Source organism: Enterobacter sp. RHBSTW-00994, assembly GCF_013782625.1.
GTDB lineage: Bacteria > Pseudomonadota > Gammaproteobacteria > Enterobacterales > Enterobacteriaceae > Enterobacter.
The window spans coordinates 2,303,079-2,315,992 of the sequence record NZ_CP056199.1 but is presented as its reverse complement, the minus strand read 5'-3'; the positions used below and the strand labels follow the sequence as shown (position 1 = coordinate 2,315,992).

The 12,914-nt window shown below is 55.1% G+C and carries 12 protein-coding genes; 4 read left to right on the top strand and 8 right to left on the bottom strand.

Features of this window, described 5'->3' with window-relative positions; all coding sequences use genetic code 11:
• Positions 1-69: 69 nt before the first annotated feature.
• Positions 70-819 (top strand): SDR family oxidoreductase, encoded by a 750-nt coding sequence (locus HV346_RS11120; RefSeq protein WP_181623539.1) that lies wholly within the window; start codon positions 70-72, stop codon positions 817-819.
• Here HV346_RS11120 and HV346_RS11115 read toward each other — a convergent pair.
• The 8 genes from HV346_RS11115 to HV346_RS11080 are packed head-to-tail and all read right to left on the bottom strand — an operon-like array spanning position 816 to position 8,654.
• Positions 816-1,802, bottom strand: coding sequence for a mannuronate-specific alginate lyase (locus HV346_RS11115; protein ID WP_181623538.1), 987 nt, complete (start codon positions 1,800-1,802; stop codon positions 816-818). The two genes, HV346_RS11120 and HV346_RS11115, sit on opposite strands and share 4 nt — an antisense overlap.
• Complete coding sequence (locus HV346_RS11110) at positions 1,802-2,731, bottom strand: ABC transporter ATP-binding protein (protein ID WP_181623537.1); 930 nt, start codon at positions 2,729-2,731, stop codon at positions 1,802-1,804. Before HV346_RS11110 ends, HV346_RS11115 begins: the two co-directional genes overlap by 1 nt.
• Positions 2,724-3,710, bottom strand: coding sequence for an ABC transporter ATP-binding protein (locus HV346_RS11105; protein ID WP_181623536.1), 987 nt, complete (start codon positions 3,708-3,710; stop codon positions 2,724-2,726). Before HV346_RS11105 ends, HV346_RS11110 begins: the two co-directional genes overlap by 8 nt.
• Positions 3,707-4,603: a D,D-dipeptide ABC transporter permease gene (gene ddpC / locus HV346_RS11100; RefSeq protein WP_181623535.1), complete on the bottom strand. Its 897-nt coding sequence runs from the start codon at positions 4,601-4,603 to the stop codon at positions 3,707-3,709. The genes HV346_RS11105 and ddpC overlap by 4 nt, the downstream gene beginning before the upstream one ends.
• Entirely contained in the window at positions 4,600-5,622 is a 1,023-nt protein-coding gene (locus HV346_RS11095) for an ABC transporter permease (protein ID WP_181623534.1), read from the bottom strand. The genes ddpC and HV346_RS11095 overlap by 4 nt, the downstream gene beginning before the upstream one ends.
• Before the next feature lie 24 nt (positions 5,623-5,646).
• Positions 5,647-7,197 carry an ABC transporter substrate-binding protein gene (locus tag HV346_RS11090; RefSeq protein ID WP_181623533.1) on the bottom strand — a complete coding sequence of 517 codons (1,551 nt, stop codon included), beginning with the start codon at positions 7,195-7,197 and terminating at the stop codon, positions 5,647-5,649.
• A gap of 15 nt (positions 7,198-7,212) precedes the next feature.
• On the bottom strand, positions 7,213-7,788 hold the full coding sequence (gene ddpX, locus HV346_RS11085) for a D-alanyl-D-alanine dipeptidase (protein ID WP_181623532.1): 576 nt from the start codon (positions 7,786-7,788) through the stop codon (positions 7,213-7,215).
• An 11-nt stretch (positions 7,789-7,799) separates the two neighbouring features.
• A complete protein-coding gene (locus HV346_RS11080; protein WP_181623531.1) occupies positions 7,800-8,654 on the bottom strand; it encodes a MurR/RpiR family transcriptional regulator in 855 nt (284 codons plus the stop codon).
• Between the two features lie 266 nt (positions 8,655-8,920).
• Here HV346_RS11080 and HV346_RS11075 point away from each other — a divergent pair, with 266 nt between their 5' ends.
• The 3 genes from HV346_RS11075 to HV346_RS11065 all read left to right on the top strand — a co-directional run bounded on the left by HV346_RS11075 (position 8,921) and on the right by HV346_RS11065 (position 12,782).
• Positions 8,921-10,417 carry an alpha/beta hydrolase gene (locus tag HV346_RS11075; RefSeq protein ID WP_181623530.1) on the top strand — a complete coding sequence of 499 codons (1,497 nt, stop codon included), beginning with the start codon at positions 8,921-8,923 and terminating at the stop codon, positions 10,415-10,417.
• A 132-nt stretch (positions 10,418-10,549) separates the two neighbouring features.
• Entirely contained in the window at positions 10,550-11,764 is a 1,215-nt protein-coding gene (locus tag HV346_RS11070) for a diguanylate phosphodiesterase (protein WP_181623529.1), read from the top strand.
• Positions 11,765-11,876: 112 nt separating this feature from the next.
• Entirely contained in the window at positions 11,877-12,782 is a 906-nt protein-coding gene (locus HV346_RS11065; protein ID WP_181623528.1) for an aminoimidazole riboside kinase, read from the top strand.
• Positions 12,783-12,914 lie beyond the last annotated feature (132 nt).

The following is a 12,914-nucleotide window of genomic DNA, read 5'->3' as shown; positions in this document are numbered from 1 at the left end:
CAACGCAAGCGAAAGCCCCTTCAAATGCTTTTGCTGGCATCACAATCTACCTAACAGAAGGTGAACAACATGAACGCATCTCTCTCAGGAAAAATCGCACTGGTTACAGGTGGCAGTACGGGCATTGGTCTGGCGACGGCTCAGGAGCTGGCGGCTCAGGGCGCACAGGTTTACATCACAGGGCGTCGTCAGGAGGAACTGGATGCGGCCGTCAAATCTATCGGGTCTGCCGCGACCGGTATTCGTGCGGATGCTTCAAAACTGTCAGATCTTGATCAGGTATACGCGCAGATCGCAAAAGAGACAGGACGGCTGGATATTCTGTTCGCTAATGCTGGCGGGGGCGATATGCTGCCACTCGGCGCGATCACGGAAGAACAGTTTGACCGGATTTTTGGTACTAACGTTCGCGGTGTGCTGTTTACTGTGCAAAAAGCACTGCCGCTTCTGGCGGCCGGGGCGTCCATTATCCTTACGGGTTCCACCGTTTCGATTAAGGGAACAGCAAGCTTTAGCGTTTACAGCGCGAGTAAGGCTGCCGTCAGGAACTTTGCGCGTTCGTGGGCACTGGATCTTCAGGGGCGGGGCATTCGGGTAAACGTCGTCAGCCCTGGGCCGATTAAAACACCGGGGTTGGGCGATTTGGTTGCCCTGGAGGATCGTCAGGGATTGTTCGATGCGCTTGCTGCGCAGGTTCCTCTTGGCCGCCTCGGCAAGCCTGAAGAGGTGGGTAAAGCAGTGGCGTTTCTGGCGTCTGATGCCGCCAGCTTTATTAATGCCACCGAGCTGTTTGTGGATGGCGGTATGGCGCAAATTTAAGGCCCATACAACACCGTTAAATCGCCGCCGAGACGGCGATTTTTCAGTGGCCGGTGCGCATCTCGCCGCGCCAGGGTGGGGCGAGCGCACTGCGTCAGCGAACAATACGGCTCCAGCCATTCGGCATCCGCCGTATCCCGTTTCAGGACATAACCCGCCAGTCGCGCCAGCGCCCCCTCGTTTTCTTGCATCAAGTCAACCCGGTTCGCGTGGGCAAAACTGGCCATCATCACCAGCGGCTCGAGCGCATAGTGGTGGTATGCCAGCGCTCTGGAACCCCGTTTTTTCTCGTTAGGTAACGATCCATCAGGATCAATCTGGCTGGCGGCAATACGGTACTCTTTAAGGGACCAGTCGAATAAATCCCGACGGTTGAGCGCCGCACTTGTAGCCATCACTGACCATGCGGCCCAGTAACTGTGATTATTGGTTTTCGACAGCGGAAGCCCATCCCAGTCGGTCACGACCTGGTCAGCCAGCAGGCCGAGCCAGCGCTCTGTTTCGGCCGACGCGTGATGGTTTGCCAGGGGATGTCCGGGTAAAAATTTCAGTTCAAGCCAGCCCGTCGCAAGCGTTGCCAGCGCCCACTTGCGCATGGATCGCCCGGTGTGGTTGGTGTCTGTCGACTGGAGTGCGCCGGCATTGGCCCAGGTGGAGTAGCCTGCGAGAATACACGCCAGCGTTCGCGGATCGCCGCTTTGTTTATAGCGCCAGACCATCGTCATGATCCCACGTTCAAAATCGGCAATGGGTTTCGTCGCACTCTGGTATGCCGCTTCTGCCTGCGGATTGAGCGTGGCACGCGCCGGGCCTGACCCTTCATATTTACTGCGAAACTGCAACGTACCGGTAAAAGGAGCGGGTAGAGTGACACATTTGCCTTTGACCGTCTGTGGCAGCTCACGGGTAAATCCGGGCGGCGGGACGAGCGGGCTGGCAAGCCCGCTTATCGGGAACAGGAGAAGGCAGATCGCCCGACGCATCAATCCACCTCCCGCCAGCAACGCACCACCCGGTTGTCAGCCGTTTGTTGCAACGACTGCGGTTTCCCGCACCCGGAATCGGCTAACGGGCAACGCTCGCGAAAGTAACATCCGGCAGGCAGGTGGCGATTACCCGGCAGCTCTGTTTTGCGCAGGGCAAGACCATCGTCCAGCGGCTCGCCGGTTTTAGGAACAGAGTCGAGAAGCAAGCGCGTGTACGGATGCCGGGGTTGGCCCAGCACCTGTTGGGCGCGGCCCAGTTCAACGATTTGCCCGAGATACATCACCGCCACGCGGTCGCTCATGTGTCTGACCACTGAGACGTTATGGGAAATCAGCACATAGGTGAGATTACGTTGCTGCTGGAGCGTCACCAGCAGATTGAGGATTTGCGCCTGTACTGAGATATCGAGCGCGCTGGTGGGCTCATCCAGCACGATAATATCCGGATTGGACGATAATGCCCGGGCGATAGCAATACGCTGACGTTGACCGCCTGAAAAGGCATGGGGAAGCCGATCAAGGTATTCGGGGCGGATCCCAACCTGTAAGGCCAGGGTTTCGGCCAGTTGGCGACGTTCATGTTCCCGGCTGCGTTTCTGGATCCAGACCGGTTCCGTAATAATGCGCCAGACCGGGAGGCGGGGATCGAGTGATGAAAGCGGGTCCTGAAACACCATCTGCATGCCCTCTGTGCCGTGAGCGTGATGACAGCTTCCGGTACTGGGCTTTAGCATCCCCATTAATAGCTGTGCCAGAGTGCTTTTTCCGCAACCTGACTCCCCGACAATCCCCAGCGTCTCACCCCGGTGGATATGCAGATCCATCCCGTTAAGGGCGTGAACCTGCTCCGTCACACGACCTAACCAGTTTTTGCGGGCAGGAAAGTTCACATGCACGCTGTCCAGTTCGAGCAGAATATCAGACATGACGATCCTCCAGTTGCGGATACCAGCACGCGGCCTGTTGTCCTGCTGCGCCGTGGGCTGTTAAGCGGGGCGTTTCGTCACATTGCGCGCTGGCCGCGAAACAACGCTCACGGAAGGCACAACCCCGGGGCAGGTGGGTGAGATTGGGAACTGTCCCCGGAATAGCCGGTAACATCTCGCGCGGTTCACCGTTTTCAGGCGCACACTGCAGCAGACCAATCGAATAGGGATGCACGGGATGGTGGATGAGCGTTTGCGTTGTTCCACTTTCTATCACGCTGCCCGCGTACATCACATACATGCGGTCGCACAGTTGCGACACCACCGCCATATCATGACTGATAAACAACACGGAGGTTCCGCTGGCGCGCGCTTTGTGTTTAAGCAAACGCAGAACCTGCAACTGGACGGTGACGTCCAGTGCGGTGGTCGGTTCATCGGCAATAATCAGCTCCGGCTCGCAGGAGAACGCCAGGGCGATCATCACTCGCTGGCGCATTCCCCCCGAAAGCTCGAAGGGGTAGCGCTCCATCACCTCCCGGGCATCCGGAATTTGCATCTCTTCCAACAACGAAATGGCTTTTTGCTGTGCGTCCCGCCGGGTCAGTGGCTGGTGCTGACGAATTACCTCCACCATCTGTTTACCGATCCGGCGTGTGGGGTTTAGCGCCGTCATGGGTTCCTGGAAAATCATGGAGACTTTCGCCCCTCGCCACTGGCGGAGCTGTTTCTCCGTGGCGTTCAGAACGTCATCGCCCAATAGCGTCACGCGGCCGCGATGAATACGGTAGCTCCCTTCAGGCAATAAGCGCATAGCCAGCATGGCAGTAACGGATTTTCCTGAGCCAGACTCGCCAACCACGCCGACAATCTCCCCGCGTTTTATCTCCAGAGACACACGATTCAGCGCGTGGACTTCTCCACGATAGAAGGGGAAGCTCAGGTGTAAATCTTCAATCGATAAGACCGTATCGCTCATGACTGTTTTCCTCCTGCTTTCGGGTCAAGCAGGTCGCGGATGCCATCACCAAACAGATTGAACCCGACGGCGGTAATCAGGATAGCCGCCCCTGGAAATGCGCAGTACCACCACTGGTCAAGGACATAGTTACGACCGACGGCGACCATCGCGCCCCATTCAGCAGTCGGTTGCTGTGCACCTAAACCGATAAAACCGAGTGTGGCGGCCATCAGAATGGCGCTGCCAATATCCAGTGATGCCTGAACGATCAGCGGCGGCAGGGCATTGCGCAGAATATGCCAGCTGATCAAATGCCAGCGTGATGCGCCAAAGGTGCGGGCCGCCTGTACATAGGTAAACTGGCGCACGACCAGCGTTTGCCCGCGAGCCAGACGGACGTAAAAGGGAATGCGCACAATGGCAATCGCGAGCATGGCGTTAAACAGACTGGGGCCCAGTGCGGCTGCCAGTGCCATCGTCAGTACCAGCGACGGAATGGAGAGCATGATGTCCATTATCCGCATAATGATGGCGTCGCCGCGCCCACCCAGGATGCCGGACAAACAGCCCAGTAGCGAGCCGATGCCTCCGGCAATGAGCACCACCGCCAGGCCTGCGGCGATGGATTGCTGGCTCCCCACCAGCACACGGCTGAACAGATCGCGACCCACTTCATCCGTGCCAAACCAGTGCTGAGCCGACGGTGCTTGCAAACGGGCGGTTAAATCCAGCGCGTTTGGGTCGTGTGGCACAATCCACGGCGAGGCGATCATCAGCGCCAGCATCAGGAACATAATCACTCCACCCACCAGTGTCAGCGGGCTTTTGCGCAGTAGCCAGAACAGTTTTGCCCAGTCGATGCGCGGCCTGTTGGTTTTCACGGGGACGGGCGTTTCTTGCGTTAACATCATTCGGCACCTCCGCGCCCGATACGGGGGTCAATCCACAGATAGAGCAGATCAACCACCAGATTAACCAGCACATAGGCCAGTGACACCACAACAGCGAAGCCCATCACGGCAGGGAAATCGAGCGCCTGAATAGAGGTCACTACCCAGGCACCCATGCCCGGCCAGGCAAAAACCGTTTCGGTCAGGACTGCGCCATAAAGCAGATCCCCCAGCGCCAGACCCAGCACAGTAATCGACGGGATCATCGCGTTGGGCAAGGCGTAGCGCAGGATGATGTACCAACCTGGCAAGCCACTGGCCCGCGCGGTACGAATGTAATCTTCGCTAAGCTGCTCCAGCATGGCAGAGCGGACCTGACGCGCCACGATGCCTAAATGGACAAACGCCAGAGTCAGGGCAGGCAAAATCAGGTGTTGCAGGGCATTAAAGAAGACCTCACCGTTTCCTTCCAGTAACGCATCCACCAGATAGAATCCGGTGACGTGTGCGGGCGGATCGAGCCAGTCATCCAGTCGGCCACCACCGGGCAGAATTTGCAGATGCCCGTAAAACAGCACAATCACCCCCAGCCCGAGCCAGAATGCTGGTGTCGAGATCCCAGTCATCGCCATCAGTCGCACCAGGTGATCCAGCCAGCGGTTGCGATAAACCGCAGACAAAATCCCCAACGGTACACCGATCACTAACGCCAGGAGCAGAGAACAAAACGCCAGTTCCAGGGTTGCGGGAAAGAACGCTTTCAAATCTTCCGCCACCGGGCGACCGGTGCGGATAGATGTCCCCAGATCGCCGTGTGCCAGGGCATCCACATAGCGCCCAAACTGGATATAGAGCGGCTGATCCAGCCCAAGCTGCTGGCGAATGTTCTGCACGATGTCATCGCTGGCGCGGTCACCGGCCAGCAGACGGGCCGGATCGCCGGGGATCATGTGCGAAATAATAAACGTGATGATACAAACACCTGCCACCACCAGGATTAACCCCCAGAAGCGCTGGCGCAGAATGCTCCAGAACGTCATACACTTTCTCCCCGGCTCGGTCAGTTACTTGCTCATCGTCGAGATGTTGAACACCTGCTCAAGCATCGGATTAAAGACGAAACCCTTAACCTCTTTGTTCATCGCCAGTTGGTAGTTTTTCTGGAACAGATAAACGTAGGCGGCTTCGTCGATCACAATCTTCTGCGCCTGTTGGTAGTCTTTGGTGCGTTCGGCCTGGTCTGTGGTTTTCAGGGCGCTTTGCAGCAGACTATCCACCTCTTTGTTTTCATAATAAGAGCGGTTGCCTGGCAGCCCTTTTTTGTCTGACTCAAACCAGTAGTTCATGAACATGTACGGGTCGGCAAAGTCCGGACTCCAGTTACCAATCGCGATGTCATAGTCTCCTTTGCCTACACGGTCGCGCATGGTGGCGTTAGCCAGCTTCTCCAGCTTGACGCTGATCCCGATTTTGCCGAGGCTGGCCTGAGTGGAAAGGGCGATAGGCTCCCAGTTCGGGTCGTTGTCGGAATAGAGGAACGTCAGGCTGGCCGGTTTATCTTTCACGTTGGCGAGCGCGTCTTTGGCTTTGGCTTCATCAAAGCTGTATTGCATCGCCGTGGCATCGAAGCCCCACATGCCGTCCGGAATCGGACCGCGCATCTGTTTGCCATTTCCGCTCAGGATCCCTTTCACCATGCCCTGGTAGTCCGTCGCCCAGGAGACAGCGCGACGCAAGTCAACCTGGTTCATTGGCGCTTTGCTGTTGTTGAGATACAGATAGGTGACGCGCAGTGACGGATATTCTGCAACGGTAACGTTACCTTCCTGCTTGAGTGCGGTGAGTTGATCCACCGGTAGTGAATCCGCGATATCCAGATCGCCACGGGAGAGTTGCAGGCGACGTGAAGCGCTCTCGCCGATGATTTTCACCGAGACGCGTTTGAAATGTGGCTTTTCTCCTGTCCAGTGTGGGTTGGGCACCAGGACCAGTTGCTGGCCTTTCTGCCAGCTTTTCAGCATGAACGGCCCAGAACCTGCCGTGTTTTGTGCCAGGAACCCGCGCGCATCATCCGCAGCATTCGCTTTCAGTACGGCCGGGTTAATGATAGAGGCGCCGTCGTTAGCCAGCGTATAGAGGAACGGGGCAAACGGCTGGCTCAGGGTGAATTTCACCGTGTGGTCATCAAGTGCATCAATTTTTAAATCTTTGGGGAAGGCTTCCGAAGGACCCTGAGCAATTTTCAACAAGCGCTCAAAGGAGAGTTTTACCGCTTCGGCGGTCACTGGCGTCCCGTCGGCAAACATCGCGTTATCCTTCAGTGTGAAGGTCCACTCTTTTTGATCGTCTGACGCTTTCCAGCCCGTGGATAAATCACCTTCCACTTCAGTGGTTCCTGGTTTGTACTGCACCAGACGCTGATAAGCCGGATAGGTCACGGTCCAGTCATTGTTATCAATGGTGACGGCGGGATCGAGGGTTTGCGGATCGGCCGCTTTCCCGATAACCAGCATATCTTTTGGCACTGCCGCCTGGGCAGCAGAAAGGCTCAGGCCCATCGCTGCGGCAATCAGGGCTGGACGAAACAGAGACATAAATGCGTTTGATGTTTTCATGGCAGAGCTCCGGGATTAAAGGGCGGTGTGTGTTGTCGAAAAACAGGCAAATTGGTCGTCCAACAGGGGATAACTGGCCGCCTGAGGCAGTTCAAAATGCCACCATTCACTGCTGATCCCGACAAAGCCGCCGCCAAACATAATGGCGTTGAGCAACAGGCGATGACGCTGCGCCTGCGGGGGGACAGAAGGGTGATACGGATGCGAACGGTCGTGCATTTCGTCAAACCCCGCGCCCATATCCAGCACGGTGTTGTGTTCATCCATCAGCGTCACATCGATGGCGGTTCCCCGACTGTGGTTGGAGCCAATCGCCACATCCACCACATATTCCGGATCAGGACAAGCCTGCCACAATTGCGCCTGGGCCTGCTGCGGACGATAGGCGTCGTAGACCACCAGTTTGAGTCCGGCCAAAGTGGCGATGCCGATCGCTTTGGTCAGTGCAGTGATGGCATCAGGGTGAAGCAGACACAGGTGTTCCTGGTAAATCGGCCGACCGGTAATGTTGTCGGCGGTGGCGTATTTCAGATCGATATGCAGCGCAGGAAAAGTCTTCGCGACATCAACCAGTTGACACTCTTCGGGCATAGCTCCGCTCCTTAGCGTTCGAATTGACCAAACTCTTGTTGTAATTGCCGGTTTGCCGCCAGGCGGTCAGGAAGTGCATTACCCAGCGCCTCCACCACGCCCGACAACAGCAGGTTAAACAGACAACTCACAGGGGCTAATGAATCCCAGAAATGTCCGGTATCCGTTTTCACCTGCAATAAATCAATGGGGTAGTCCCGCGCCCACGGACACCAGATATCGGTGATGAGCGCCATTGCGATCCCTTTGTCGGTGGCAACCCGACAGTACTGACGCGCGATAGCGGAGTAAGCACGCGTATCCGTCAGCACAACATAGGGATGTGAAAAACCAGAGTTCAGCGACTCGACCCAGCTCCCGGATAACCCTTCGGAATAGCTGACGCGTGGACGCAGATATTCCAGATGGCTGAAGAAGGCGTTGGCGATCCCGCGCGTGGACTGAATGCCCAGCACAAACACGGCGTCAGCATGCGTGAGCTGGTGCACCACGAGCTTAAACGCGTCGCTTTGCGCCAACTGGTACACATGCGATATGGCATCGACTTCCAGCGAGAGGGAGTGCTGAACCCTGTCTGACAGCGGGCGTTGCTGCTGCCAGGAGTCGAGGCGCTCGTTCATTCCCCAGGGCTGATAAGGATCGCGCAGACTGTTTTTGGCATCGTCCAGATTGCGAAACCCGAGCTTACGCAGGAATCGGCCTACGGTGATCCCGCTGGTTCCTGTGGCCAGAGCAACGCTTTCCGCCGTTTCAAACGGAATTTGCGCAGCATGCGCCAGCATCCAGCTTGCAACCCGTTTTTCACTGGGCGTGAGCTGGCTAAAGGTGGCCTCGATCCGGGTCAGCAGTTCTGGTTTTGTCGTCATACCGCCTCGCTGTTAACAGTCTGTCAAATGCCCGATATTTGTTATCTGATTAACAATGCACGACGCATGCCATGTCCACATGGGCCTGTAAATCGCCTGTGCTGCAAAGTTAATGCAATATTTACTTAACCAATGATCAACATTTGTGCAGCGTAGTTCACTTTTGGTGCAACGTTGGTCTCTGTAACGATGTATTTGGTGAATACGTCAGTGCCTTCACATTTTTGTTAAGATAAAGACATGATGGAAAAGGAAGGGAAATCGGCATGGCGAACTTGCCCTGGCGTGTCAGTGTGCGGCTGGTGCTCCTCACAAAAAAAATCGTGCTGGTGCTGGGTATTGTGCTGGTTGTGTTGCTCGCAGTCCGAATTTATCTTTCGCAGCAGGGACCTGAACTGCATCTATGGCACACCTGGACGGCGGATGAAATGTCCGTTCGGGAGATCGATAAAGCCAGCTTTGCGCAGTACCTCGCCCGTGAAAGCAAAATTTTTGCCGATTTGCAGACCAGGGTAACGAACAAAACAGCGGGAGATGATCGTACCCCTCTGAACCGCTATTACCGGGGTAGCCTGGTCTGGCCTGGGCGGTTTACGCCTGATACCAATCGTTCGTTTGTGCTGATGCCAGAAGGGACACCGCGTGGGGCTGTGGTACTGCTTCATGGCCTGACGGACTCCCCCTACAGCATGAAACATCTGGCCGTTGATTATCAGCGCCGTGGGTTTGTGACCGTCGTGCCACGCCTGCCGGGTCACGGGACTGCGCCCGGCGCGCTGACGCGTGTGGACTGGGAAATGTGGCTGGCGGTGACCCGTCTTGCGGTGCGGGAAGCGACGCGACTCGCCGGGAATGATGTGCCACTGCATCTGGTGGGTTATTCCAATGGCGGCGCGCTGGCAATGAAATATACGCTCGATACACTGGAAACCCCTGCGCTGCGTAAGCCTCAGCAACTGGTGCTGTTGTCCCCGATGATCGGCGTGACGACGTTTGCCCGTTTTGCTGGCCTGGCAGGTTTACCTGCCATGTTACCGGCCTTTGCCAAAGCAGCCTGGCTGAACATCACGCCTGAATATAACCCTTACAAATACAACTCCTTCCCGGTTAACGCCGCGCGGCAGTCCTGGCTACTGACACAAGTTTTGCAGCAACAGCTCAGTCGTGATGCACGTAATAACACGCTGACAGGATTGCCTCCGGTGTTGGCTTTTCAATCGGTGATGGATTCAACGGTAAGTACTCGCGCAGTGGTGGAGTCACTTTTTAATCAGTTGCCTGAAAATGGCAGTGAGCTGGTAATGTTTGATATCAACCAGGCCGCCAGCTTTCGTCCACTGTTCAAACCCTCATCATGGACTGCGGTGTCCGAATTGCTGCCAACGGCAGTGCGTCGTTACACTGTCACTATAATCACCAATGCCTCAGCGAATACCTTTAACACCGTGGCGAAAACCACGCTGGCTGGTAGCAAACAGGAGACGGTTTCTTCTCTGGACACGCGGTATCCACAGGAGATCTACTCGCTTTCGCATGTCGCCGTTCCATTCCCCCCTGAGGATGATTTGTACGGCAGTCACCCTGCGGTGAAAAACCGCTACGGGGTTAGTCTTGGAACGGTTTCGCTCAGGGGTGAAACCTCAGTATTAATTGTTAGCAAAGATGCGCTGATGCGAGTGACATCAAATCCGTTTTATGACGATATGCTTTCGATGATCCATCAGCATAATGGGACGATATCCCTGAACAGAAAAGCACCGTAACGCATTCATTTGACTTATGTTTAATGAGGAAAATCTTTAAATATTCTATAGCGATAATATCATTAGTCGACAATGGTAAATTATGCTAAACAATACGTTATAGGTGCACCCTCCAATTCAGGAACAGTTCTTGTGCTGACTACACTCATTTATCGAAGCCAGTTGAATTCATCCTGTAAATCTATCCACCTGGCTTCTCTGGTTGAGAAAGCCCGGCATCGGAACGCAAAACTGAACATTACCGGGATTTTGCTTTTTAACGGCTATGACATTTTGCAAGTGCTGGAAGGCTCGGAAGAAAGCGTCATTCAGCTTTTCCATAAAATCCGTGAGGATAAACGGCACAGCGACGTGGTTGAACTGATGCGCGACTACGGCCCGCGCAGACGTTTTGAAAACGTCGGTATGCTGCTGTTTGATCTCCAGGTTAAGTCACCGAAATCGGTGCTTGAATCTGTTTTGCGCTACAGCAAACTCGAAAGTTACCTGGCTTCTGATGACCGGGTGTTTAAATTCATCCAGACGTTTATTACCCAAAAAAATCCGTCGCCACCAGACACGACGTACAATGCGGATAAATGGACGCTCTCGCGGGAAAACGCCCCCTTTGGTGAGTGCATTAACGGTGTGATTGCGCATCAGTCTTGCCAGTTTGCGCTGCAACCGATTGTTGAACCCGGAGAGGGGAAGATCACCTCGCTTGAGGCACTCATCCGTGGCAACGATGGCGGTAGCCCGGAACGATTTTTCCAGGCGATCGATCAGGACAAAGTGTACGAAATAGATTTGCAAACCAAAGCCTATGCGTTTGCGCTGGCCGAAAAAATCGGTATTGGGGGTCACAAAATCGCGGTGAATCTTCTGCCGATGTCTTTGGTTAACGTACCGGGGGCGGTGGAGTTTCTGGTTGATCAAATTAAGCTTCACGGTCTTCAGCCAGAGCAGGTGGTGATTGAGGTGACGGAAAACGAGATGATTTCCGGGTTTAATCAGTTTAACAGTGCGATCAAACACCTGCGGGCAGAGGGAATAGGCCTTGCGATTGATGATTTTGGTTCGGGTTATGCCGGGCTTTCCCTCCTGACCAAATTCCAGCCGGATAAGATCAAGATCGACCGCGAGATCGTCAGTAACATTCATTTGAGTGGCCCCAAACAGGCCATTGTGCGATCTATCGTGAGTTGTTGTACCGATATGGAAATCTCGCTGGTGGCGGAAGGTATTGAGAAGATAGAGGAGTGGTGCTGGCTGGAATCTGCCGGTATTAGACGTTTTCAGGGTTTTTTGTTTTCCCGTCCTCAGCTTAATGGCGTTGGCGATATTCACTGGCCACAGGTAACGCGTTAACAGGGACACCCTTCGTTTCAACGCGCTATTTATACCCCGTATATTTCCCGTTCGTCTGGCCTGTGCTTAAATAGCTAAAACGGTTTAATTATAGTTTAGCTAAGAGGTGTACATGAAAAAGGTCTGGGTACTTGGCGATGCCGTCGTGGATTTGTTACCGGATGGAGAGGGTAAATTACTGCAATGCCCAGGAGGGGCACCGGCAAATGTCGCGGTAGGTATCGCAAGGCTTGGCGGGGAGAGTGCGTTCATCGGCAGGGTTGGCGACGATCCCTTTGGCCGATTTATGCAAAAGACATTAGCGGCTGAAAAGGTAGATGTGAAGTGGATGCGGCCCGATCCTCTTCATCGCACGTCAACGGTAGTGGTCGACCTCGACGAGCAGGGCGAGCGTTCGTTTACCTTCATGGTGCGCCCGAGTGCCGATTTGTTCCTGGCGTCTGCCGATATTCCCGCGTTTCACGCGGGAGAATGGCTTCATGTCTGCTCCATCGCCCTAAGTGCAGAACCCAGCCGTAGCGCGACGTTTCAGGCGATGGATGCGGTAAAACGCGCGGGCGGCTATGTCAGTTTTGACCCCAACATTCGCCCCGACCTCTGGAATGATAACGATACGCTGCGCCAGTGCCTGGAACAGGCGATGAGCAAAGCGGACGTGGTGAAACTTTCCGTCGAGGAACTTCACTTTGTCAGCGGTTATCAGGCCGTAGAAGAAGGGCTGGTGGAGCTGATGCGGCATTGTCCCGCCAGACTGGTCCTGGTCACACAGGGTAAAGACGGGGTGATTGCCTGGCATGACGGAAATGTCGTGCTTTATCCGGCAACACCTGTAGAGAGCGTTGATACAACCGGTGCGGGGGATGCATTTGTTGCCGGACTGCTCTACGGACTCGCCAGCAACGGATTGTCTGCGGCCCAGGACCTCGCTTCCCTCATCGGTTTAGCACAACGCTGTGGAGCGCTGGCTACCACGGCAAAAGGTGCGATGACCGCCTTACCTTACCATCACGAACTGTAAGTTTTCCCTTCACAGGCCGCGCTCTGGCGGCCTGAATTGTCGCCCTGGTCACAATTACTAAATCGGTTTAGCAAAAAACATTGCTCATCTAAAATTCGCGGGTTTAGTATCATCAACCTAAACCGGTTTAGC